Genomic DNA, 22,815 nt, shown 5'->3' with positions numbered 1-22,815 from the left:
ACACAGGAGCGCCATATCGCGGCCCGGAAGCCTGGGACCTCGAGAAACCAAGAGCTTAAGGCATCATAAAGCGCGAGCATCTACCCATTTCACGGCACGGGCGATTAAGACTCATTTAAATCCTTCCAGGAACGCATCGAGGCACTCTCCGATCGCCTCGATGGCGTAACCACCCTCCTGCACCACCAGGGTCGGCAGGCCGAAGGCCTTCACCTTGCCGGCGATGGTGCCGAAATCGGCGGCGTCGAGCTTGAGCACGCCGATCGGGTCGTCCTTGTGGGCGTCGTAGCCGAGCGCGACGATGACGACATCGGCGCCGAACTCACGGATCGCCTCTCCTGCCTTGTCGACGGCTGCCGCCATCTCGACTCCGCCGGCGCCATGGGCCAAGGGCAGGTTGAGATTGAAGCCCTCGCCCGGCCCGTTGCCGCGCTCGTCCTCATAGCCCGTATAGAACGGATAATAGTTCGACGGATCGGCGTGGACCGAGATCGTCAGCACGTCGTTGCGGCGATAGAAGATCTGCTGCGTGCCGTCGCCGTGATGGGCGTCGACGTCGAGGATCGCAACCTTCCTGAACGACGAGCGCAGGCGCTGGGCCGCGATCGCGGTGTTGTTGAGATAGCAGAAGCCGGAGGCGCGGTCGGCGCGGGCATGGTGGCCGGAGGGGCGGCAGAGCGAATAGACGGCCCTTTCGCCCTCCAGGATCGCGTCGGCCGCGGTGACCGCCGTCTCGGCCGAAAGCAGGGTCGAGTGCCAGCAATGCTCGCCGATCGGCACAGACATGTCGCCGAGATACCAGCCGAGCTGGCCGATGAAGCCGGTCGGGCGGCAGGGCGGCCGGACATCCTCGTCGGGCCGCCCGCTCCAGTACGGGAAGGTGCTCGGCCAGACTTCGGGACCGCGCTCGGCCGGCAGGTCCTGCCAGCGTGCCCAGGCGGTCTGGAGAAACTCCACGAAGCCGGCGTCATGGACCGCGAGCACCGGCGCGGTGCCGTGCGAGACCGGCCGCTCCGGCGTGATGCCGTGCCTGGCCAGGGCCCCGAGCAGGCGCGCGGTCCGCTCCGGCAGGTCCTTCGGCGCGACGACGCGGCCGAAACGCAGATACTGCCGGGGATCGTGCAGCGACTGATCGGGATGATAGAAGGCGCGCATGGCTTGGAGGGTCTCCTGCAACGGACAAGTCAGCCGCCCGAGAGCGGACGGGCGGCCAAGCTAGCAAAGCCCGAGCCAGCGCGTCAGACCGCGACGGCGCCGCCCTGCCCTGCGCCAGCGACGGGCAACAGGCTTGGGTGTGCGGACAATGCCGGCACCATATCGGCCGGAACCGGGCGGGAATAGAGATAGCCCTGGGCCAAGTCGCAGCCATGGGCGAGCAGGAAAGCCTGCTGTTCCGGAGTCTCGATCCCCTCGGCGATCACCTCCAGACCAAGTTCGGCCGTCAGCGCGATGACGGCGCGCACGATCGCGGCATCCTCGCCCCCTTCCCCGACCCGGCTGACGAAGCTGCGATCGATCTTGACGACATCGACCGGGAAGCGCCGCAGATGCGTCAGCGAGGCATAGCCCGTGCCGAAATCGTCGAGCGCGACGCGGATGCCGGCGGCACGCAGATGCTGCAGCGCCGGCCCCGCCTGTTCGCCCTGGCGCGTCAGCAGCACGTTCTCGGTGACCTCGACCCCGAATTGCGCCGGCGACAGGCCGGCCTCGGTCAGTTTTCCGAGCAGGTCCTCCGGAAAGGCGGGATCTCGGAAGACGCCGGGGGCCAGGTTGAGCCACAGACGCGGAACCGCCACACCCGCATCCAGCCAGCCGCGCAGATCGACTATCGCGCGCCGAAGCACCGCCTCGCCGATCTGGCGCGCGGTCTCGGGGTCTTCCAACGCCAGAAGGAAGGCGGCGGCGGGAACGATCCCGCGCTCGGGATGATCCCAGCGCGCGAGCACCTCGAAACCTTCGACCGCTCCGCTGCGCAGGTCGATCTGGGGCTGGTAGAACGGCAGGATGCGATCCTGCGCCACAGCCTCGCAGATCGCGCTGCAGATCTCGACGCGGGCATGCAGAGCCTCGCGCATGGCGGGGTCGTAGACCAGAGCCATGTTCCGGCCGAGCGCCTTGGCCCGGTAGAGCGCGAGATCGGCATCCTTCAGCAGTTCGCCCGCGTCGTCATGATGATCAGGCGACAGCGCAAAGCCGATGCTCGCCCGCATCGGACCAATCACCTGATCGCCGGGGAAGGGTTCGCGCAGGGCGCCAAGCAACATTTCGGCCTTCGCCGCTGCCGCGTCGACGCCGCCGGAAACCGAGGCGATCACCACGAATTCGTCGCCGCCGAGCCTAGCGACGATCTCGCCGGGCTGAAGCCCTCTCGCCAGACGCTCCCCCACGGCGACGAGCAACTCGTCACCCACATCATGGCCGAGCGTATCGTTGATCGACTTGAAGTCGTCGAGATCGACGAGGAAAAGGGCGACGCTGCCATCGGCGCGACTATGCAAGGCCTCGACCAGCTTCTCCTGGAAGAGCAGCCGGTTCGGCAGCGCGGTCAGAGCGTCATGCGTCGCCTGCCAGCGCGTATGCGCCTCGGCGGCCTTGCGCTCGGTGATGTCGACGATGCCTGCGACGACCGCCCCGATCTGCCCGATCGGCAAGGAGGCTGCGGTGATGACGGCATCGCGGCGGCGGCCTTGACCGTCGCGAAGCGAGACTTCGAGCGCATCGATCCAGCCGCGATCGTCAAGGCCGGCCATCACATCGCGCCGGTCCACACTCCCGACGCAATCGGCCAAGGAGCGATTGCTCAGGTCGGCCGCCCCTGGCTCGCCGAGGTAGCTGACGGCCGCGTCATTGGCTCGCAGAAAACTACCGTCGGCGATCGTCGCGACGACCAGCGGGATCGGCACCGCCATGAAGATGCGTTCGATCAGGGCCTGGCTGTCCTCGAGGGCCTCCCGTGCCGAGCGCTCCGCCTGCGTCGCAAGCCATTCCAGACGACGCAGGCGGTTGGCATGGATCACGACGAGGCTGAGCGCGAAGTTCAGCATGGCGAGGACGAGCACGAGGCCCAGCAGCGTCGGCGGATAGGGCCCCCTGCCGAGATAGCCGACCAGCATCAGGACGCTCGCGCCGCCGCCCATCAGCAGCGTGAAACGGAACGAGGTCGGAGCGACCAGATAGAAAATGGACGGCAGCAGCAGGACGACGAAGAGCGCGAGATCGCTGCGCGAGCTGACGAGGAAGGCTACTGCGATCGCGGTCGTGACCTCCCAGAGCAGCGTCACGGCCTGCGCCGCCTCGAAGCGCGTGGCATGCCGCACAAGCACGAAGCACAGCAGAGAGAAGAACACCACGCAGAGCCGGGCGGGCACCGCGACGAAGAAATGCGGCGTGCCGGCAAAGCGCCAATCGCTCAGCAGAAACAATGTGTTGAGCGCTGCCGAAAGCAGAAAGAGTAGCCGGCACTGCCGCAGCGTCTCGTCCAGGCGCGCGATCCTGAACGCAGTTTCGCTCGCAGAATCGCGAAACTCGCCGCCAAATTTCAATCTTTCGCCGGTCATGGACCCGGTTGTGGACGGCCACTTCTCAAGGCTGAGTTAAGTTGCCGCGCGCGGAGGCGACGACCGGCCGCCTCAGCCTGGCGCGATCAGAGCGACGAACTCCCGGGCAAGGCTCTCCGTGTCGAAACGCTCCGGCCGGAACCAGTCGATCGAACCGTTCATGGCGCCGAGCAGCAGGTAGCGCAGCACGTCGGGAGCCCGTTTGCGTGACACAGCACCGCTGGCCTGCAACTCGGCGATGAGCTCGCGCCAGACATCCTCATAGGCCCGCCGGACGGCCCGTACGCCTTCAGGCGCTGGGGTCTCGCCGAAGGTGAAGACCTTGATGCTGGCGCTGGTGTAGTCACTGTTGCCATGAAGCGCCGTGAGATGGGCCCCGATCGCGGCCTTCAGCCGCACGCGCGATGCGGCGCCATCGACAGCGGCTAGAGCCGCCAAGACGGCCTCATGGACGAAGCGCACGCCGTCGTTGACCACGGCCTCGACGATCTCCTCCTTCGAGGCGAAGTGATAATAGAGGCTGGCCTTGCGGATGCCGACCGCCTCGGCGATCTCGCGCAGCGTCGTCTGGTGATAGCCGCCGGAGCGCAGCAGGCGGGCCGCCGTGTCGAGGATCAGCCGGCGCGAGCCGCCTTCAATGGTCTCCCTCTGCCCTCTGTCGACTGCCGCGCTCACAGCCGCTTCGCCACCTCTTCCAGCATCACCTCGGTGGCGCCGCCGCCGATGGACTGCACACGCGCGTCGCGGGTCATCCGCTCGATCGTGCTCTCGCGCATGTAGCCCATGCCGCCATGGAACTGCAGGCAGGCATACATCACCTCGTTGACCAGCTCGCCGCAGTAGGCCTTGACCATCGAGACCTCGCGGGTGGCATCGAAGCCCTGCGCGTCGAGCCAGGCGGCGTGATAGACGAGCTGGCGCCCGGCCTCGACCTTGCCCGCGAGCTCCGCGAGGCGCTGGCGGATGGCCTGCTTGTCCCAGAGCGCCGCGCCGAAGGCCTTGCGGGTCTTCACATAATCCAGCGTCAGGTCGATCGCGGCCTGCGCCTCACCGATCGCCATCGCACCGATCACCGTGCGCTCGTTCTGGAAATTGCTCATGATCGCGTAGAAGCCGCGCCCCTCCTGGCCGAGCAGGTTCTCGGCCGGGATCCGACAATCCACGAAAGACAATTCGGCCGTGTCCGAGGAGCGCCAGCCATGCTTGTCGAGCGCGCGCGAGACGTTGAAGCCCGGCGTGCCCTTCTCGACCAGGAAGATGGAGACCGATTGCGAGGGCTTGGCGGAAAGATCGGTCTTGGCGGCGACGCAGTAGAGATCGGCATGGACGCCGTTGGTGATGAACATCTTGGCGCCGTTGAGCACATAGGAATCGCCCTCGCGCCGCGCCGTGGTGCGGATGCCCTTCACGTCCGAGCCGGCATCGGGCTCGGTGACGGCGACCGCGACGATCTTCTCGCCGGCGATGATTGCCGGCATCAGCCTGTCACGCTGCGCCTGGCTTCCGGCATTGGCAATGTGGACGGAGGCCATGTCGGTGTGGACAAGCGCCGTGATCGCCACGCCCGAGAAGGTGGAGCGGCCGAGTTCCTCCGCCAGCACGACCGTCGCCATGGTGTCCATCTCGGAGCCGCCATACTCGGCGGGGTAGCGGATGCCGAGGAACCCGAGTTCGCCCATGCGGCGAAGCACCTCGCGCGGAACGAAGCCGGCCTCCTCCCATTTCAGGGCGTGCGGCTTGATCTCCGTCTCGACGAAGCGGCGGACCTGGTCGCGCAGCGCCTCGTGCTCTTCGGTGAAATAGGGCGAGCGGCGGGCACCTTCGCTGAGCTTCTCGACGGCCGACATGGCTTCCTCCCTGCTTGACCGCTGCATCTCGATCTGACTACCTACCGGACGGTAGGTGAATGAGGCAGCGAGATCAAGACGCCTTCGCTTCACCACGCAAGAGAAAATACGCCGATCCGGAGAGACCGCGATCCATTCGCGGCCCTGGATCGCGACCGGGATGGAAGCACCAGATGGCGAACATGGCAGTGCAGGCGGCAGCGCCTCCCCCGCTCTCGGACATGATCGAGACCCTGCGCGAGCGTCACGCGCTGATCGCGACAGGCGGAGGCGAGAAGCTACGGGCGCGCCACGAGGCCCGAGGCAAGATCATGGTGCGCGATCGGATCGACCTCTTGCTCGATCCGCAGACGCCCTTCCTCGAATTGTCGCCGCTGGCGGCATGGGGGCTCTATGGCAATGAGGTGCCGGGTGCCGGCATTGTCACGGGTATCGGCATCGTCCGGAACCGCGCCTGCATGCTCGTCGCCAACGATGCGACGGTGAAAGGCGGCTCCTTCTTCGCCGAGACGGTGCGCAAGCATCTGCGCGCGCAGGAGATCGCCGAAGAGCATCGGCTGCCCTGCCTCTATCTGGTCGATTGCGGCGGCGCCTTCCTGCCGGAGCAGGACCGGGTCTTTCCGGACCGCGACCATTTCGGCGGTTCCTTCTACAATCAGTGCCGAATGTCGGCCGCCGGCATCCCGCAGATCTCGATCGTCTTTGGGGCTGCGACCGCCGGCGGTGCCTATATACCGGCGCTGTCGGACGAGGTGATCATGGTCAAGGGCACGGGCCGCATCCATCTCGGCGGCCCGCCGATCGTGAAGGCGGCGATCCACGAGGTCGTCGATGGCGAGACGCTGGGCGGAGCGGAGATGCACACCCAGGTCTCGGGCGTCGCCGACCATCTCGCAACGACGGAGATGGAGGGTCTCGCCAAGCTGCGCGAGATCGTCGGCTCGCTGGGCGATGCCGGGACGCTGAAGCCGCCGCCGCACGCACCTGCTCCGCCGCATCTCGACCCCGCCGATCTCGTCGATCTCGTGCCGACCGATCTGCGCCGTCCTTACGACGTGCGCGAGGTCATCGCCCGGATTGTCGACGACAGCGCCTTCAACGCCTTCAAGGCGGATTACGGCGCGACCCTGGTGACGGGCTTCGCGCGCATCCACGGTCACCCGGTCGGCATCCTCGCCAACAACGGCGTGCTGTTTTCCGATTCGGCGATGAAGGGCGCGCATTTCATCGAACTTTGCGACCAGCGCCAGATCCCGTTGCTGTTCCTGCAGAACATCACCGGCTTCATGGTCGGTACCGAGGCCGAGCGCGGCGGCATCGCCAAGCATTCGGCCAAGCTGGTCTATGCCGTATCGAATGCGCGGGTACCGAAATACACCGTGCTGATCGGCGGATCCTATGGCGCCGGCAATTACGGCATGTGCGGGCGGGGCTTTCGGCCGCGCTTCCTGTTCTCCTGGCCGAATGCCCGGATCGCCACGATGAGCCCCGAGGTGGCGGCGAATGTCGTCACTGACCTGCGGCGACAATCCCTGAAGGGGGCGGCGGACGAGGCGGACATCGCCATGCTCGATGCGAAGACGCGCGCCCAGTTCGAGCAGCAGAGCGACCCCTATTACGCAACCGCGCGGCTCTGGGACGACGGCATCATCGAGCCGGGGCAGACACGCGACGTGCTGGGCCTGTGCCTGGCCCTGGCGGCCGGCGAGGCGCGCGATAACTCCTCGCGCCCTGTGTACAGGATGTGATGCACGCGATGTTCGAGACCGTCCTGATCGCCAATCGCGGCGAGATCGCCTGCCGCATCATCGGGACCTGCCGCCGGATGGGCATCCGCACGGTCGCCGTTTTCTCCGATGCCGACCGGGATGCGCTGCATGTGTGCCTCGCTGATGGCGCTGTCCGGATCGGCCCCGCCCCGGCCCGCGAGAGCTATCTGCGCGCGGACCGCATCATCGAGGCCGCGCTCGCGACCGGCGCGCAGGCGATCCATCCCGGCTATGGCTTCCTCTCCGAGCGGCTCGACCTGATCGCCGCCTGCGAGGCCAACGGCATCGCCTTCATCGGCCCCTCGGCTTCTGCCATTGACGCGATGGGCGACAAGATCCGCTCCAAGCAGATCGCGCGCGATGCCGGGGTACCGGGCGTTCCGGGCTATGACGGAGCCAACCAGTCGCCGCAGGTCCTGCGGGCGGAAGCCCTGCGCATCGGCCTGCCGGTCATGGTCAAGGCCTCGGCCGGTGGCGGCGGCAAGGGCATCCGCAAGGTCGAGGATGAGGCGGAACTGGATGGCGCGATCGTGGCGGCGGCCTGCGAGGCGCAGGCCGCCTTCGGCGACGGACGCCTGCTGATCGAGAAATTCGTGGCGCGGCCGCGCCATGTCGAGGTGCAGGTCGCGGGCGACAAGCACGGCAACATCGTCCACCTGTTCGAGCGCGACTGCTCGGTGCAGCGCGCCAACCAGAAGCTGATCGAGGAGGCGCCGGCGCCCAATCTGCGCGACGAGCCCCGCGCCGCGCTGCACGGGTACGCCCTGAAGCTCGCCCGGGCGATCGGCTACGACAATCTCGGCACCGTCGAGTTCCTTGTCGATGCGGAGACGCAGGAGGTCTTCTTCCTCGAGATGAACACGCGGCTGCAGGTCGAGCACCCTGTGACGGAGGCGATCACCCGGGTCGATCTCGTCGAATGGCAGATCCGGATCGCGGCAGGCGAGACGCTGCCGCTGGTACAGGACGAAATCACGTGCTCCGGACACGCCATCGAGGCTCGCCTGACCGCCGAGCGCGCCGATGAGGGCTTTCGGCCGGATGGCGGCCGGATCGCGCTCTGGCAGGAGCCGGGAGGGCTGCGCGTCGACAGTGGCGTCGCAGCCGGCAGCGTCATCTCCAGCCACTACGACTCGCTCCTCGCCAAGGTGATCGCCCATGCGCCGGACCGCATCGCGGCCGCGCGCAAGCTAGCGGACGGGCTTGACCGCATGGTCGTTCTCGGACCTGGCACGATCAGACCCTTCCTCATCGAGGCGCTACGCCACCCGGCCTTCGCCCAAGGGCGAGCGACCACCCTGTTCCTGAAAGAGACCTGGCCCGATGGCTGGCAGCCAAGGCAGGCGGCGAAGCCGGAACTCTGCGCCGTCGCCGCCGCGCTCTGGCTCGCGATCGAAGGTGCCGCCGCAGCGCTTGAGGGGCCGTGGCAGTCGCTCTCGGGCTTCAGGCTGCTCGCGCGGGCGGGACGGCCAGCGGTCGCCCATGTCTCGGTCGGCCTCGGCGCAGACCGGGCGCGGCTGCGGATCGAGAGCTGGAGCGGCTTCCTGCGCGTGCTGGGTCCGGACGGCTCTTGGGATATCGCCTCGCGACGCGCGAAGAACGGCGATGGCTGGACCGTCCAATGTGGTGGCGTGGCGTGGCCGGCCCAGGCTCTGCGCGCCGAGAACGGGCTGCTGCTGCGCTATCGCGATTTCGAAGGCCTGATCCGGGTGTCCTTGACCGTGGAGGCGGAGGCAGCGACGCGCCGCGAGAGCGGTGCGCAAAGCGGCAGCCTGCGGGCCGCGATGCCCGGCACGGTGGCGGCGATCCATGTCGCCGACGGAGACAGGGTGACCGCAGGGCAGGTCGTGGTCGTGCTCGAATCGATGAAGCTCTTCATGGATCTGAAGAGCCCCGCCGACGGCCGGATCGCGCGGATCGCAACCCGGACCGGCACGACGGTCGCCGCCGGCGAGCTGTTGCTGCAGGTCGAAACCAGCGAGGCGGCGTCGGGATAGATCGTCACCGTCAGTTCGCGCGGCTCCACAGCAGCCAGGCCGCCGCATCGCGCTTGACGATCGTCCTCAGGCGCGACGGCAGGTCGGTGCGCTTGTGGACATCCGAGATGTAGTAGTGCTCGAAGTAGAGACTGCAGACATAGTTGTTGAGCTCGAAGATCGTGTAGGTGGTCTGGTGCAGGCCCGGCACGGTCATGTCGCCGCGCGGCTTGTCGATGCAGCCGTCGCAGATGATCGGCGCATCGTCGAGGCAGGTGATCGCCTCCTGGAACAGGGTGATGCAGTCCTTGGTCTTCGGGCCGATGATGCCGTCGACCGCGAGGCGGCGGCTCCTCGTGGGCCCCGCCAACGCCCGAACGCGGGCGCTTTCGGGGTGCTGAAGCCAGAGGTTCAAGAGATACTGGACGACCATCACGTCGTCGCAATTGTTGGCCCGGCCGGGGCCGACGCCCATATCGACCGTGAACATATTGCCGAGATCGGTCTCGATCAGCCTCGCCATCACCGCCCCCTGTCCCAGATGCGCCGGACCAGTCCGCCGCTGGGATCAGGGATAGGCTTGTCGCGCCGGCCGCGCTGTTCCGTGCGGAACAGAGGCCTCAGCTCTTCGTCGGGAAGGTCAGCGGCGAGATCTCCAGATGGTCGCGCTTGGCCCAGTCGAGCCCCTGGACCTTGGGCTCGGCGCGGCGCTGGGCTTCTTCGAGTTCGGCGGCGGCGGCCGCGTAGTCCATGGTGAGCACCTTGCCGTTCTCGACCACCGTGACACCATCGACGATGACCGTCGTCACCGCGCGCTCGCCCGCCGCGTAGATCAGGCTGCGGATGGGGTCGCGCAACGGGCGCATCATCGGATGCGTCACGTCGACCAGCACGATGTCGGCCTTGGCGCCCTTGGCGAGGCGGCCGATGTCGTCACGGCCGAGCGCCTTGGCGCTGCCGAGCGTCGCGGCGTTGAAGGCGTCCGAGGTGCGCAGGTCGTAGACGTCCTCGGCCATCATGCGCGAGCCGATGCAGACGGCGCGCAGTTCCTCCAGCATGTGGTGGGGATAGGTGTCGGTGCCGATGCCGACATTGATGCCGGCGGCGACATATTGCCCGAAGCTCTGCATCGCGATGCCGCGGCGCTGGAACACGATCGGGCAATGGGCGACATGGGTACCGGTCTCGACGAGAGCGCCCATGTCGTCGGTCGCCGGCCATTTCACCGAGGAGTGATGGTCGAGGAAGATGCCGTGGCCGATGATCGAGAACGGCCCGAGCACATCAAGCGACTCCAGCCATTCGACCGGCGTCATGCCGTGGCGGCGGGTGATCTCATGGAACTCGACGACGCTCTGGGCGGCATGGATCTGGAAGGGAATTTTACGCTTCTCGGCCTCGGCGTAGCTCGCCTGGATCAGCTCAGGCGTGCAGGTGTCGATCTGCGAAGGCGAGACCATGCCCGAAAGCCGGCCTGAATCATCGGCGGCGACCTGGTCGAGCAGCTTCATCGCCGCAGCCATCGCCGCCTCGCCGGCCTTCTCGTCCCATTCATACTTCGCGAGATGGCCGTTGTCGGTGTACCAGCGGGCCGAGCGGTACATTGGCGAGAAGACGGCGCGCAGGCCCGATGCCTTGAAGGTCTCGAGCCAGCCATCCCAGGCGACGGACATGTCGACCAGCGTCGTCACGCCCGACATCAGCAGTTCGGAATAGGTCACCTGCGCGCAGGATTTGACCCCTTGGGCATCGCAGCGGAACAGCGGCATGAATTCGTAGAGCGCCGTGCCATACATCTTGGCGCTGCCGAGTTCGTCGTTCCAGCCCTTGCACATCGCCTCCGACGAGGGGTGCGAGTGGAGGTTGACGAGGCCGGGCATGACCATCTTGCCGCGCCCATCGATGGTCTGGTCGGCCTTGCCCTTGAACTCGCCCCCGACATGGATGATCCGGCCACCGTCATAGGCGACGTCGCCGTCGCGCAGATAGACATGGCCTTTGGCCTTGGCGTCGTAGCCGACGATCCAGCTCGCGTTGCGGATGAGGGTGATGGGCATGGGGAGGCTCCGGCTAGGCGGCATGGGTTCAAAGGCGCGGGGCCCCTCTCCTGTAAGGAGAGGGCAGGGTGAGGTGTAGGCCAGAACTCGCTAGCCTGAGCCGTCGCAGCGGATAGGCCAGCTCAACTGGTCGAGGGGCCGGCCCCTCTCCCTACCCCTCTCCCTACGGGAGAGGGGTTCCCCGCGCCTCGCTCGTCGACGGACTTAACGCACGAACTTCAAATCCAGGCCCTTGTAGAGCCCGCAGCCATAGATGTTGTGGGCCTTGAAGGGGGCGAGCCGCGCCGACGCCGCGATCTTCATCGGCTCGTGATAGAGCGGCAGCCAGACCGCCTCCTCATGGACCTTCTTCAAGACCTCGCCATAGGCAGCCGCGCGGTCGGCATCGTTCAGCGCGGTGATGCCCTTGTTCAGGAGGTCGTCCGTCTGGGCGTCCTTCCAGTTCATTCGGTTGGGCGTGGGGGCATTGGCTGAGGGGAAGTAGAGGTTCAGCGCGTCGCCGGCCGAGATGTAGGGGAAGCTCATCCCGAACATGTCGAACTCCTGCGTCGCCATCTTGCCCCAGGCGATGGTGGCGTCGAACAGCTGGACCCTGAGATCGACGCCGACCTTGCGCAGATCGCCCTGGATCGCCTCCATCAGCTTCTGCCAGGTCGAGCCGGTGAAGCCGTAGACGATCGGCGAGAGCTTCTTGCCGTCCTTGGTCCGGAAGCCGTCCGCGCCCTTCACCCAGCCGGCGGCGTCGAGGATCTTGTTGGCCTCGGCGACATTGGTCTTGATCGGGTTGACCGCCTTGTTCCAGTCGAGCGCCTCGGTCGAGATGTAGCTGTAGGCCGGCTCGACCTCGCCGAAATAGAGATTCTCGGCGATCGCCTTCTGGTCGACGGCCATCACCATCGCGCGCCGCACCGCCGGGTCGTTGACGCCTTCCTTGTCGATCTTGAAGCCGACGAAATAGGTCCAGAAGGCTTCCTTGGAATCGACCAGCTTGAGGTTGCGGTTGGCGCGGATCTGGGCGAGGCCGGAATAGGGCACGTACTGCGTGACCTGACTCTGGCCGGTCATCACGGCGGCGAGGCGGGTGTTCTCCTCCGGCACGATGCGCCAGACGATCTCCTCGACCTGCGCCGCGCCCTTGTTCTCGTAGATCGGCGGGCCCCATTTGTAGGCTGCGTGCTTCTTCAGCCGGAACTCGTTGCGCGGCTTCCAGTCGCCCCAGCAATAGGGCCCGGTGCCATTGAAGCCCTTGACGCCGAAATCGGCGCCGAGCGCCTCGACATTGGCCTTGTCGACGACGACGGCGAAGCTCTGGGTGAGCTGATAGAGCAGCTCGGAGAACGGCGCGGTGAGCTTGTATTCGACGGTGTAGTCGTCCGTCGCCACGATGTCGTCGACCTTGCCGGCGCGCCAACGCACGGGCGAGCGCGTGGCGGGGTCGATCCAGCGCTTGATCGAATAGACGACGTCCTGCGCCGTGAGCTTCTTGCCGTCGCAGAAGGCGACGTCGTTGCGCAGCTTGAAGGTGTAGGTCTTGCCGTCCGGGGACATCGTCCAGGACGAGGCGATGCCGGGCTTGATCGTCGACATATCGTGGTCGAGCGAAACCAGCGTGTCGGCCATCATGAAGATGACCTCGGAGGCGGCGCGGGCTGTCGAGCGATGCGGATCGTAGCGGTCGCTGTCGACCTCGCGGACGATGGTGAGGCTGTTGTTCGAGCCCTGCGCCGCGGCCGGCCCGGTCAGAGCCGCCAGGCCCAGCAGCGCGCCGGTGGCGATGGATGTCAGATGCTTCACGATCGTTCTCCCCTTTTGTCTTGAAACGAGCGGTCGGGCTTTTTGCCTCACTGGTTGCGCATGCGTGGATCGAGCAGATCGCGCAGGGCATCGCCCAGCAGATTGACGCAAAGCACGATGGCGATGATCACGAGGCTCGGCAAAAGCGAGATGTGCGGCGCGAAGAACAGCGCGTCGCGGCCGAGCGAGGCCATCATCCCGAGCTCGGCCTCGGGCGGGCGCACGCCGAGCCCGAGGAAGGACAGCGCCGCGCCGATCAGGATGATCTGGCCGAAGCGGAGCGTCATGAAGACGAAGACCGGCGACAGGCAGTTCAGCGCGAGATAGCGCCAGATCAGGATGCGGTCGGGCAGGCCCATGGCGCGGCCGGCCTCCATGTAGTCCTGCCCCATTATGACGATGGCGGCGCTGCGCGTGATCCGCGCCACGTCGGGAATCGTCGCGATCGACAGCGCGATGACGATCGCGGTCAGGCCCGGCCCGACGACGGCGGCCAGTGCAAGGCCGAGCAGGATCGCCGGGAAAGACAAGAGGATGTCGGCGCCGCGCATGATGTAGGGGTCAAGCCGGCGGTAATAGACGCCGAGCAAGGCGACCAGCGCGCCGATCCCACCGCCGATGACGATCGAGGCCAGGCCCATCACCAGCGTCAGACGTGTGCCGTAGAGCAGGCGCGAGAGCATGTCGCGCCCCTGCCCGTCCGTACCGAGCCAGAACTGTGGCAGCGAGCCCTCGCTCCAGCGCGGCGGGATGAAAGGCCGACGGGTCGTCTCGTAGGGGTCGAACGGCGCAAGCCAGGGCGCGAACAATGCAGCGCCCACGATCAGCAGCAGGATCAATGCCGCTAGCAAGGCGAGCTTGTCCTTGAGGATGCGTCGACCGAAGGCCTTGAGCGGACGGCTCGCGGCGGGGACCGATGCAGGGGCGGCGATGTCAGCCATGTTTTTCCACCCGCGGATCGAGCACGGCGTAGAGCATGTCGACGATGAGGTTGATCACCAGGAAGGCCAGCGCCAACACGAGGATTGCGCCCTGCGCCAGCGGGAAATCGCTCGCCAGGATCGCACCGACCGCGAGCCGACCGACGCCGGGCCAAGAATAGATCGTCTCTGTGACGACGGCGCCACCGAGCAGATAGCCGGCCTGCAGCCCGATCAGCGTCACCACCGGGATCAGCGCGTTGCGCAGGACATGGCGCAGCACCACGGCGCGCTCCGACAGGCCCTTGGCGCGGGCGGTGCGGACATGGTCGGCGCTAAGGACCTCCAGCGCGGCGGTCCGCGTCATCCGCGCGATCGGGCCGATGAAGACGAGGCCGAGCGTCAGCGCCGGCAGGGCGATCGCCGCGAGCCCTTCGAGGCTCCAGAGCGGTCCGCCGCGCCCGATGAAGGGCAGCAGGCCCCAATGGTAGCCGATGTACTGCATCAGAATCAGGCCGATGAAGAAGACCGGCGTCGATACGCCGGCCACCGAGATCGCGATCACGATCCGGTCGAGCAGGCGGCCGCGATAGACGGCGGCGATGGTGCCGAGCGCGATGCCGAGCGGCACGGCCCAGACCAGGCAGGCAAACATCAGCTCGGCGGTCGGGCCGATGGCCTCGCCAAGCTCGGCGATGACACTGGTGTTGGAGATCAGCGAGACGCCGAGATCGCCCTGCAGCACACGCCCGAGATAGATGCCGAACTGCACGAAGACCGGACGGTCCAGGCCGAGATCCTGACGGATCTGCGCGACGAGTTCGGGAGTAGCGGTCGGGCCGGCGACGATCGCGGCGGGATCGGCCGGGACCAGTTGCAGCAGCAGGAAGCCGAACAGCAGCACGCCGAGCAGCACCGGCACCGACATCGCAAGACGTTGGGCGATGTGGTTCAGCATGAGATGCTTATCAACCGCCCGCCTCGAACACGATCTTCCCCGCGATGATCGTCATGTCGCAGCGGGTCTCGTGCAAGAGCTGTTCCGGCGTCGCCTTGGAGAGATCGCGCGAGAAGATCGCGATGTCGGCGGCCATGCCGGGCAGGAGGCGGCCGCGGCTGTCCTCGCAGCGATTCACATAGGCGCCGAAATCGGTATAGGCGGCGATGACCTCGTCGATCGCCATCGTCTGGCCGGGCGAGATCACCGTGCCGCGCGAGGTCTTGCGCGTGAGCATGGTGTAGATGTTCGGCCAGATGTTCACGTCGCAGACAGGCGCATCCGAAGAAGCCGCGGGCTTCAGCCCGGCCGCGATCCAGTCCCGCATCGGATAGCAGGCGTCGACGCGGCCCTGCTCCAGCACCGACAGGTAGAGATCGCCGAAATCATAGATGAAGACCGGCTGCGGCACCGGCTCGATGCCGAGCCGAACCATGCGAGCGATCTGCTCGGCCGAATTGAAGCCGCAATGCTCGATCCGATGGCGGCGACCCGGATCGGGGTGGTCGTTCAACCCGTTTTCCATCGCGTTGAGGGTCTGCTCGATCGCGGCATCGCCAATGGCATGGACGGCGAGCTGATAGCCCTTGGCGTGATAGTCGCGCGTCAACGAGTCCATCTCGGCGTCGGTCAGGCAGAAGATGCCCTTGGTCTCGGGCTCGCCGAGATAGGGCAGGCTCATTGCCGCCGTGCGGCCGCCGGCCGAGCCGTCGGTGAAGATCTTGACCGGGCCGACGCTGAGCCAGTCGTCGCCGGCGCCCGTCACCAGCCCGTCGGCATAACATTGCTCGACGATGCCGTTATGGCCGCCGAGGAGGCACATATTGGTGCGCACAGGCAAACGGCCTGTGCGCTGCGCCGTGCGATAGGCTGCGACCTCGCGATATTGCGAGCGCATGCCGACGGCTGCGTCCATCACGCTGGTGATGCCGAAGGAGTTGCAGTAGCGCCCTGCCCGCTCGATCGCCGCGACGAGCTCCTCGTCGGTCGGATCCGGGATAATTTTCTTGATGGGATCGCGGCCGTTCTCGGCCATCAGCCCGGTGAGCGAGCCGTTGACCTGCTCGATCGCGCCGCCGGCCGGCACAGGCGTCTTCTCGTCGACGCCCGCGAGCTTCAGCGCCAGCGAATTGGCGACCGAGAGATGGCCGCAGGCGCGCACGATGTAGACCGGATTGTTCGGTGCTGCCCTGTCGAGTTCCGTCCGATGCGGATGCCGCTTCACGTCGAGTTCAAAATGATCGTAACCGCGCGCCAGGATCCATTCGCCGGGCTTCGCTTTCGCGGCGGCCTTCGCGATCATGTCGAGAAGGCCATCCAGCGTGCGCACGAAGCGCGGCCGGATGTCCAGTTCCTTCATGGTCAGGCCGAGCGGCAGCAGATGCAGATGCGCTTCGTAGAGGCCCGGTGTCGCCATGCGGCCGGCGAGGTCGATGACCTTCGTGCCGGGACCGATCAGCGGCTCCATGTCGCTGGCTGAGCCCGTCGCTAGAACCTTGCCCGACCAGAGCGCGACCGCGGTCGCGTAACCCTCCTTCAGCCCCAGATAGACTGGACCGTTCTGGAGAATGATGTCCGCTTCAGGCAGGCTGGGCATAGAATTAGTTCCTCCGGGAACCAATTCATTGCATCAATAAATTCTCCCGACAATCCGCCGCAACGCAGCAATTCCGGCCCGATCCACAGGACCGCGCCGGTGCTACAGATCGAACAATAGAAGACTGATGCGGGCGCGCCGCGCTTGGTTCACCGTAGCGTCGCATGGGGCGTGGCGGGGCGCGTTTCGACCGCCGGCTGCGGCAGCAGCAGCCAGCCGCCGAGCAGCGCCGCGACGAGCACCCCGAAACCCAGATCGAGCCAGCGCTCATAGGGCTTTCGCGGCAGGAAGTCGGCGATCTGGCTCGCCGCAGTGTCCTCGTCCCAGGCTGTCGTTCTCGCCATATCCGCAGCCTCCCTGTCGTCCGCGCCCAGACTCATTGCTTCAGCCGGCCGCGCCGCTCGACCCGAGCCGGGCAAGCCGGCGGCGGTCGAGGATGTTGCCCTCGCGGCGGTAGCCGCGCTGGTAGGTCTGGCTCAGCAGGCCAATCACCCGCTGCCATTGCTCGACGCTCTGACGGCCGGCGCTGGCTTCCGGCAGCTCGATCTCGTCGAAGCCGCAGGCCAGTGCATAGTCGAACTGGTCGGGGATCAGCGGTCCCGATGCACGCAGAGTGCCTTCGAAGCCCGCGCGCCGGATCGCCTTCGCCAGGCTGAAGCCACGGCCATCCGCAAAGGCCGGAAAGGCGATCGCGACGAGTGACAACCGCTGCAGGAAGGGCTCCAGCGCGGAGACCGGAAGCGCGTTGGGGATCAGCACGCCGAGTTCCTGCCCCGCGTCCAGTTGAGCCAATGCTTCCGGCAGTGCGTCGAAGCCGACAAGCGCCTGCGGCACATTGCCGATCGCGGCGCCCTCGCTGCGCGCCCAGCCGTCGGCGACGGCGCCCTTGCGATCAAGCAGCAGCATCGGCCAGCTCCCTGAAGGCAGCCTTGAACGGCACGAGCCCGACGCGCTTGACCGTATCGATGAAGCGCTCGCCGACATCGCGCTCGCTCTCATAGACGCCGACGATCCTCTCGATCGCGTCCGGCACGGCTTCGGCGGGCAGGCCCGGCCCGAGGATTTCGCCGATCGCGGCGTTCTCGGTCGCGTCGCCGCCGAGCGTGATCTGGTAGGATTCGATGCCGCGCTTTTCCAGGCCGAGAATGCCGATATGGCCGACATGGTGATGGCCGCAAGCATTGATGCAGCCGGAGATCTTGATGTTGAGCTCACCGATCGCCGCCTGCCGCTGGGTATCGGCGAAACGCTGGGCGATCGCCTGCGCGATCGGGATCGAGCGGGCCGTCGCGAGCGCGCAATAGTCGAGGCCGGGGCAGGCGATGATGTCGGTGATCAGGCCGAGATTGGCAGTGGCGAGCCCGGCCGGCACCAGCGCCTGCCAGATCGCGAAGAGATCATCCTGCCGGACATTCGGCAGGACCAGGTTCTGCGCATGGGTCACACGCAGTTCGTCGAAGGAGTAGCGCTCGGCGAGATCGGCGACGAGCCGCATCTGCTCGGAGGTCGCGTCGCCCGGAGCCAGCCCGATCGGCTTCAGCGAGATCGTGACCGCGGTGTAGCCGGGAACACGATGCGGCGTCAGATTGGTGTCGACCCAGCGGGCGAATTCGGGATTCGCCGCCTTCGCCGCAGCGAGCGCCGCGCTGTCCTGTGGCAGTGCCTCATAGGCCGGCGGCGTGAAGTAGCTGGCTATGCGGGCGAGTTCCTCGGGATCGGCGTTCACCGAGGGGCCGTCGAGCAAGGCAAACTCGGCCTCGACCCGGCGGCAGAACTCCTCCGTGCCGATCTCGTGGACGAGGATCTTGACCCGCGCCTTGTACTTGTTGTCGCGCCGGCCTTCGAGGTTGTAGACCCGCATGATCGCCTCGAGATAGGCGAGCAAATCGGCCTTGGGCAGGAAGTCGCGCACGACCTTGCCGATCATCGGGGTGCGGCCGAGCCCGCCGCCGACGCTGATCTCGTAGCCGACCTCGGCGGTATCGGGATGCTTCAGGATGCGGATGCCGATGTCGTGCGCCTTGATCACGGCGCGATCGTGCTGCGCGCCGGTGATGGCGATCTTGAACTTGCGCGGCAGGTAGCTGAATTCAGGATGGGCGGTCGACCATTGGCGGATCAGTTCGCAGACCGGGCGCGGATCCTCGATCTCGTCCTGCGCGACGCCGGCGAAGTGATCGGCCGTGACGTTGCGGATGCAGTTTCCCGAGGTCTGGATGCAGTGCATCTCGACATCGGCGAGCAGTTCCAGGATGGCCGGCACGTCGCGCAGCTTCGGCCAGTTGAACTGCAGGTTCTGGCGTGTGGTGAAATGGCCATAGCCGCGGTCGTAACGCTCGCCGATCAGCGCCAACTGGCGAAGCTGCCGCGACGACAACGTGCCGTAGGGGATCGCGATGCGCAGCATATAGGCGTGAAGCTGCAGATAGACGCCGTTCTTCAGCCGCAGCGGCTTGAACTCGTCTTCGGTAAGCGAGCCGTCCAGCCGCCGGGCGACCTGATCGCGGAACTGCGCGACCCGCTCGCGCACGAAGCGCTCGTCGAACTCGTCATAACGATACATTGCTCACGCACTCCGGCTGGCGATGCCTTCGCCGGCCTGCTTGCCCAGATCGGGGCGGTTACTGGGGCCGAGCGTCTTGAAGCGCTCGCGGAAATGCCGCGGCACCGGGCCGGCGGCAGTCAATTCCACATCGACGAGATAGGCATCGACGACCTGCTGCGCCGCAAGTTCGGCCACGGCGAAACCTTCGAGGCGCTCGGCCGCCGATTCATCGGCCGCTACTAGGGCGAGGCTCGGATCGCGCGTCCAGCCAAGGCCGCGATCGGCCTCGGCGACCGCGAAAACGACATCGCCGTCGAGCAAGTCGTTGGCGAGCAGGATCGCCGGCAGCGGCGGACGCTTGACGAGAACGGCCATCACAGACCTCCCGGACGGCGCATCAGGCCCTGTCTGTCGATGACATCACGCATAGCCAAGCCGCCGCCCTCCCGTTCTGTATTCCGAACAGAATCTAGGCGATCGGCTCTCGCGTATCAATTCACATCCAATGGATGTTTTTTCTAAATTTCCCATGACGAAGAGTGGAATAAACCCCGCCCCTCGCCTGTGCTTTGCTGCCGCGGAAGAAATTTCTCAGCCAGAACGCCGCCGTAGCTCAGGCCGTGGCAAAGGCTGTGGCATGGGTGATCTTGACCCGGACGCGCTCGCCGAGCGCGGGCGCGACCTGGCTGGTGAGGTCGAGGTCGAGCCGCTTCTGCAAGCCGGAGACCGCAATCTCGGCGCGCCGCAGCGCGCCGGTACGGCGGACCTGCTCTACCACGCCGGGGATGGAGAGCGGCGCCTCGTCGACGATCTTGAGATGGTGCGGGCGGACATAGAGCGCGGCCGGCCCGCCCTGGTTCTGCGTCAAACCGCCCAGCACGGGCCTGTCGTCAAGGAAAGCCTGGCTGCCGACGATCCTGACCGGCAGACGGTTGGCCTCGCCGAGGAACTCGCAGACGAAGGGCGTTGCGGGGTGATCATAGACGTCGTCGGGCGTGCCGACCTGTTCGAGGCGCCCCTCGTGCAGGATCGCGACCCGATCGGCCAGTTCGAGCGCCTCCTCCTGGTCATGGGTCACGAAGACCGTGGTATGCCCGGTCCGGCTGTGGAGGTCGCGCAGCCAGGCGCGCAGGTCCTTGCGGATCTTGGCGTCGAGCGCGCCGAAGGGCTCGTCGAGCAGCAGCACCTGCGGCTCGATGGCGAGCGCGCGGGCAAGGGCGACGCGCTGGCGCTGACCGCCGGAGAGCTGGCTGGGATAGCGCTTTTCGAGCCCGGGGAGCTGGACGAGGTCGAGCAGCGCGCCGACGCGCCGCTTGATCTCGGCGGAGTCGGGGCGTTCGGCGCGCGGACGCGAGCGCAGGCCGAAGGCGATGTTCTCGGCGACCGTCATCGTCTTGAACAGCGCATAGTGCTGGAAGACGAAGCCGATGCGCCGGTCGCGCAGCGACAGGTCGCGGGTGTCGACATCGCCGAAGAGGACACGGCCGGCCTCCGCCCGCTCGAGGCCGGCGATCAGCCGCAGCAGCGTCGTCTTGCCGGAGCCGGAGGGGCCAAGCAGCGCGACGAGTTCGCCGGGCTGGATATCGAGCGAGACGTTTCGGAGCGCCTGGAACGCCAGGAAGCGCTTTTCGATGGATTCGATGGTGACGGCGACGGACATGAGCGGTTCCCGCGATCAGTGGTGACGCGCGGCGGCGATCGCATCGCCATAGCGCCATTCCAGGAGGGTCTTGAGAGCAAGCGTCACGAGCGCGAGCCCCGCCAGCAGCGAAGCGACCGCGAAGGCCGCGGCACTCATGTATTCATTGTACAGGATCTCGATATGGAGCGGCATGGTGTTGGTCAGGCCGCGGATCTTGCCGGAGACCACCGCCACCGCACCGAACTCGCCCATCGCGCGGGCGTTGCAGAGCAGCACGCCATAGAGCAGGCTCCACTTCACATTCGGCAGCGTGATCGAGAAGAAGACGCGCCAGGGCGAGGCGCCCAGCGTCAGCGCCGCTTCCTCGTCGGTCGAGCCGAGCGCCTGCATATGCGGGATCAACTCGCGCGCGACGAAGGGGAAGGTGACGAAGACCGTGGCCAGCACGAGGCCGGGCAGCGCGAAGATGATCTCGATGCCGTTCGCCTTCAGGAACGGCCCGAAATAGCCCTGCGCGCCGAAGAGGAGCACATAGACCAGCCCCGAAATCACCGGTGAAACCGAGAACGGCAGGTCGATCAAGCTGATCAGCAGGCTCTTGCCGCGGAACTCGAACTTGGCGATGGCCCAGGCGGCCGCGAGCCCGACCACAAGGTTGAACGGCACCGCGATCGCCGCCACCAGCAATGTCAGGCGGATGGCTGCAAGAGCGTCCGGTTCGGTGATGGCATCGCGATAGGCGGCCCAGCCGCGCGCGCCGGCCTCGACGAAGACCGAGAACAGCGGCAGCAGCAGGAACAGCAACAGGAAGGCGAGCGAGACCGCGATCAGCAACATCTGCACGGTGAAGCTCTCGCCGGTGACGCCACGGTCGGCGTGCGGCTTCACAAGTGCGGACAGATCCGCTTCGCGCTGGGGCAAGGTCGCGTCAGACATTGCCGAGCCTCCGCCGGGCGCGCGCCTGGATCAGGTTGACCAAAAAGATCAGCGCAAAGGAGATCAGCAGCATCAGCGTCGCGATGACGGCCGCGCCAGCATAGTCGAACTGCTCGAGCTTGATCACGATCAGCAGTGGCGCGATCTCCGAGACCATCGGCACGTTGCCGGCGATGAAGATGACCGAGCCGTATTCGCCGACCGCGCGCGCGAAGGCGAGGACGAAGCCGCTGAGCAGCGCCGGCAGCACGGGCGGCAGCACGACGCGGAAGATCGTCCGCAGGCGGCTGGCGCCGAGCAGGGCCGCTGCCTCCTCGATGTCGCCCTGCGATTCCTCCAGTACTGGCTGCACCATCCTGACGACGAAGGGCAGGCCGATAAAGATGAGCGCCACCATCACCCCGAGCGGCGTGTACGCCACCTTGATGTCGAGCGGCGCGAGCAGGCCCCCGACCCAGCCGTTGGGGGCGTAGATCGCCGCGAGCGCAATACCGGCGACCGCCGTCGGAAGGGCGAAGGGCAGATCGACGGCGGCATCGACGAGGCGCCGGCCGGGAAACTCGTAGCGCACCAGAACCCAGGCCAGGATCAGGCCGAAGACGGCGTTGACCGATGCCGCGAACAGCGCACCGAGGAAGGACAGGCGCAAGGCCGCCAGCGTGCGCGGCGAGGTCGCGATCGCCCAGATTTCGGCGGGGCCGGCGCTCGCGGCCTTGATGAACAGGGCCGCGAGCGGAATCAGGACGATCAGCGACAGAGCGGTGACCGTGATGCCGAGCGTCAGGCCGAAGCCCGGCAGGACACTCGGCTGACGCCAGCCGGATAAGGCGACGCTGGCGGCCATCGCTCAGCGCGCCGGCTTGTAGAGCTGGTCGAAGGTGCCGCCATCGCCGAAATGCGTCGGCTGTGCCTTGGCCCAGCCGCCGAAGATGGCGTCGATGGTGACGAGCTCGACCTTGGGAAAATTGGCGATGTCCTTCTGGTCGGCCGCCTCGGGGTTGCGCGGGCGGTAGAAATGCTTGGCGATGATCGCCTGGCCCTTGGGCGAATAGAGGAAGTCGAGATAGGCCTGCGCCTCGGCCCGCGTGCCCTTCGCATCGGCATTGGCGTCGACGATCGTGACCGGCGGCTCGGCCAGGATCGAGAGGCTCGGCACGACGATGTCGAACTTGTCGGCG

20 protein-coding genes are annotated in these 22,815 nt (G+C 66.7%); 2 read left to right on the top strand and 18 right to left on the bottom strand.

Going from position 1 to position 22,815, the window contains the following annotated elements; all coding sequences use genetic code 11:
• Nucleotides 1-111 precede the first annotated feature (111 nt).
• The 4 genes from AC1RMY_RS11460 to AC1RMY_RS11445 form a co-directional block, all read right to left on the bottom strand.
• On the bottom strand, nucleotides 112-1,155 hold the full coding sequence (locus AC1RMY_RS11460) for a histone deacetylase family protein (RefSeq protein WP_492864501.1): 1,044 nt from the start codon (nucleotides 1,153-1,155) through the stop codon (nucleotides 112-114).
• 83 nt (nucleotides 1,156-1,238) lie between these two features.
• On the bottom strand, nucleotides 1,239-3,557 hold the full coding sequence (locus AC1RMY_RS11455) for a putative bifunctional diguanylate cyclase/phosphodiesterase (protein WP_492864499.1): 2,319 nt from the start codon (nucleotides 3,555-3,557) through the stop codon (nucleotides 1,239-1,241).
• A gap of 72 nt (nucleotides 3,558-3,629) precedes the next feature.
• Nucleotides 3,630-4,232 (bottom strand): TetR/AcrR family transcriptional regulator, encoded by a 603-nt coding sequence (locus tag AC1RMY_RS11450; protein WP_492864497.1) that lies wholly within the window; start codon nucleotides 4,230-4,232, stop codon nucleotides 3,630-3,632.
• A complete protein-coding gene (locus AC1RMY_RS11445) occupies nucleotides 4,229-5,404 on the bottom strand; it encodes an acyl-CoA dehydrogenase family protein (RefSeq protein WP_492864496.1) in 1,176 nt (391 codons plus the stop codon). The genes AC1RMY_RS11450 and AC1RMY_RS11445 overlap by 4 nt, the downstream gene beginning before the upstream one ends.
• A gap of 173 nt (nucleotides 5,405-5,577) precedes the next feature.
• Between AC1RMY_RS11445 and AC1RMY_RS11440 the strand changes: the two genes are divergently transcribed.
• A complete protein-coding gene (locus tag AC1RMY_RS11440; protein ID WP_492864494.1) occupies nucleotides 5,578-7,152 on the top strand; it encodes an acyl-CoA carboxylase subunit beta in 1,575 nt (524 codons plus the stop codon).
• Between the two features lie 8 nt (nucleotides 7,153-7,160).
• Nucleotides 7,161-9,170: an acetyl/propionyl/methylcrotonyl-CoA carboxylase subunit alpha gene (locus tag AC1RMY_RS11435; protein ID WP_492864493.1), complete on the top strand. Its 2,010-nt coding sequence runs from the start codon at nucleotides 7,161-7,163 to the stop codon at nucleotides 9,168-9,170.
• Between the two features lie 10 nt (nucleotides 9,171-9,180).
• Here the strand turns inward: AC1RMY_RS11435 and AC1RMY_RS11430 are convergent, their stop codons facing one another.
• The 14 genes from AC1RMY_RS11430 to AC1RMY_RS11365 form a co-directional block, all read right to left on the bottom strand.
• Complete coding sequence (locus tag AC1RMY_RS11430; RefSeq protein WP_492864491.1) at nucleotides 9,181-9,672, bottom strand: hypothetical protein; 492 nt, start codon at nucleotides 9,670-9,672, stop codon at nucleotides 9,181-9,183.
• Between the two features lie 97 nt (nucleotides 9,673-9,769).
• The gene (locus AC1RMY_RS11425; RefSeq protein ID WP_492864490.1) at nucleotides 9,770-11,206 is read right to left on the bottom strand and encodes an amidohydrolase family protein; all 1,437 of its coding nucleotides are present in this window, start codon (nucleotides 11,204-11,206) and stop codon (nucleotides 9,770-9,772) included.
• 204 nt (nucleotides 11,207-11,410) lie between these two features.
• Nucleotides 11,411-13,000, bottom strand: coding sequence for an ABC transporter substrate-binding protein (locus AC1RMY_RS11420; protein ID WP_492864488.1), 1,590 nt, complete (start codon nucleotides 12,998-13,000; stop codon nucleotides 11,411-11,413).
• Nucleotides 13,001-13,047: 47 nt separating this feature from the next.
• A complete protein-coding gene (locus tag AC1RMY_RS11415) occupies nucleotides 13,048-13,941 on the bottom strand; it encodes an ABC transporter permease (RefSeq protein WP_492864486.1) in 894 nt (297 codons plus the stop codon).
• Entirely contained in the window at nucleotides 13,934-14,878 is a 945-nt protein-coding gene (locus AC1RMY_RS11410) for an ABC transporter permease (RefSeq protein ID WP_492864484.1), read from the bottom strand. The genes AC1RMY_RS11415 and AC1RMY_RS11410 overlap by 8 nt, the downstream gene beginning before the upstream one ends.
• A gap of 10 nt (nucleotides 14,879-14,888) precedes the next feature.
• Complete coding sequence (locus AC1RMY_RS11405) at nucleotides 14,889-16,514, bottom strand: amidohydrolase (RefSeq protein ID WP_492864482.1); 1,626 nt, start codon at nucleotides 16,512-16,514, stop codon at nucleotides 14,889-14,891.
• Nucleotides 16,515-16,663: 149 nt separating this feature from the next.
• Entirely contained in the window at nucleotides 16,664-16,858 is a 195-nt protein-coding gene (locus AC1RMY_RS11400; protein WP_492864480.1) for a hypothetical protein, read from the bottom strand.
• A 40-nt stretch (nucleotides 16,859-16,898) separates the two neighbouring features.
• Nucleotides 16,899-17,420, bottom strand: a complete 522-nt coding sequence (locus tag AC1RMY_RS11395) for a DUF934 domain-containing protein (RefSeq protein WP_492864478.1) — start codon at nucleotides 17,418-17,420, stop codon at nucleotides 16,899-16,901.
• A complete protein-coding gene (locus AC1RMY_RS11390) occupies nucleotides 17,407-19,077 on the bottom strand; it encodes a nitrite/sulfite reductase (RefSeq protein WP_492864476.1) in 1,671 nt (556 codons plus the stop codon). The genes AC1RMY_RS11395 and AC1RMY_RS11390 overlap by 14 nt, the downstream gene beginning before the upstream one ends.
• Before the next feature lie 3 nt (nucleotides 19,078-19,080).
• Complete coding sequence (locus AC1RMY_RS11385; RefSeq protein WP_492864475.1) at nucleotides 19,081-19,434, bottom strand: DUF2849 domain-containing protein; 354 nt, start codon at nucleotides 19,432-19,434, stop codon at nucleotides 19,081-19,083.
• 238 nt (nucleotides 19,435-19,672) lie between these two features.
• Complete coding sequence (locus tag AC1RMY_RS11380; protein ID WP_492864473.1) at nucleotides 19,673-20,719, bottom strand: sulfate/molybdate ABC transporter ATP-binding protein; 1,047 nt, start codon at nucleotides 20,717-20,719, stop codon at nucleotides 19,673-19,675.
• 15 nt (nucleotides 20,720-20,734) lie between these two features.
• Complete coding sequence (gene cysW, locus AC1RMY_RS11375; RefSeq protein WP_492865296.1) at nucleotides 20,735-21,538, bottom strand: sulfate ABC transporter permease subunit CysW; 804 nt, start codon at nucleotides 21,536-21,538, stop codon at nucleotides 20,735-20,737.
• A 91-nt stretch (nucleotides 21,539-21,629) separates the two neighbouring features.
• Nucleotides 21,630-22,481, bottom strand: a complete 852-nt coding sequence (gene cysT, locus AC1RMY_RS11370) for a sulfate ABC transporter permease subunit CysT (RefSeq protein WP_492864471.1) — start codon at nucleotides 22,479-22,481, stop codon at nucleotides 21,630-21,632.
• Nucleotides 22,482-22,484: 3 nt separating this feature from the next.
• Nucleotides 22,485-22,815: substrate-binding domain-containing protein (locus AC1RMY_RS11365; RefSeq protein ID WP_492864469.1), on the bottom strand; the 331-nt coding region annotated here is incomplete at its 5' end.

It is taken from the genome of Allobosea sp. GW822-FHT03F07 (genome assembly GCF_058801345.1).
Note: the sequence above shows the minus strand (reverse complement) of the source record. Positions and strands in the feature narration are given on the sequence as shown.

Bases quoted from the DNA above. Each gene is read 5' to 3' on its own strand.
- AC1RMY_RS11415 (WP_492864486.1), bottom strand. From the start codon at position 13,941: ATGGCTGACATCGCCGCCCCTGCATCGGTCCCCGCCGCGAGCCGTCCG.
- AC1RMY_RS11455 (WP_492864499.1), bottom strand. From the start codon at position 3,557: ATGACCGGCGAAAGATTGAAATTTGGCGGCGAGTTTCGCGATTCTGCG.
- AC1RMY_RS11400 (WP_492864480.1), bottom strand. From the start codon at position 16,858: ATGGCGAGAACGACAGCCTGGGACGAGGACACTGCGGCGAGCCAGATC.
- AC1RMY_RS11460 (WP_492864501.1), bottom strand. From the start codon at position 1,155: ATGCGCGCCTTCTATCATCCCGATCAGTCGCTGCACGATCCCCGGCAG.
- cysT (WP_492864471.1), bottom strand. From the start codon at position 22,481: ATGGCCGCCAGCGTCGCCTTATCCGGCTGGCGTCAGCCGAGTGTCCTG.
- AC1RMY_RS11395 (WP_492864478.1), bottom strand. From the start codon at position 17,420: ATGCTGCTGCTTGATCGCAAGGGCGCCGTCGCCGACGGCTGGGCGCGC.
- AC1RMY_RS11410 (WP_492864484.1), bottom strand. From the start codon at position 14,878: ATGCTGAACCACATCGCCCAACGTCTTGCGATGTCGGTGCCGGTGCTG.
- AC1RMY_RS11390 (WP_492864476.1), bottom strand. From the start codon at position 19,077: ATGTATCGTTATGACGAGTTCGACGAGCGCTTCGTGCGCGAGCGGGTC.
- AC1RMY_RS11405 (WP_492864482.1), bottom strand. From the start codon at position 16,514: ATGCCCAGCCTGCCTGAAGCGGACATCATTCTCCAGAACGGTCCAGTC.
- AC1RMY_RS11445 (WP_492864496.1), bottom strand. From the start codon at position 5,404: ATGTCGGCCGTCGAGAAGCTCAGCGAAGGTGCCCGCCGCTCGCCCTAT.
- AC1RMY_RS11380 (WP_492864473.1), bottom strand. From the start codon at position 20,719: ATGTCCGTCGCCGTCACCATCGAATCCATCGAAAAGCGCTTCCTGGCG.
- AC1RMY_RS11385 (WP_492864475.1), bottom strand. From the start codon at position 19,434: ATGGCCGTTCTCGTCAAGCGTCCGCCGCTGCCGGCGATCCTGCTCGCC.
- AC1RMY_RS11440 (WP_492864494.1), top strand. From the start codon at position 5,578: ATGGCGAACATGGCAGTGCAGGCGGCAGCGCCTCCCCCGCTCTCGGAC.
- cysW (WP_492865296.1), bottom strand. From the start codon at position 21,538: ATGTTGCTGATCGCGGTCTCGCTCGCCTTCCTGTTGCTGTTCCTGCTG.
- AC1RMY_RS11425 (WP_492864490.1), bottom strand. From the start codon at position 11,206: ATGCCCATCACCCTCATCCGCAACGCGAGCTGGATCGTCGGCTACGAC.
- AC1RMY_RS11430 (WP_492864491.1), bottom strand. From the start codon at position 9,672: ATGGCGAGGCTGATCGAGACCGATCTCGGCAATATGTTCACGGTCGAT.
- AC1RMY_RS11435 (WP_492864493.1), top strand. From the start codon at position 7,161: ATGTTCGAGACCGTCCTGATCGCCAATCGCGGCGAGATCGCCTGCCGC.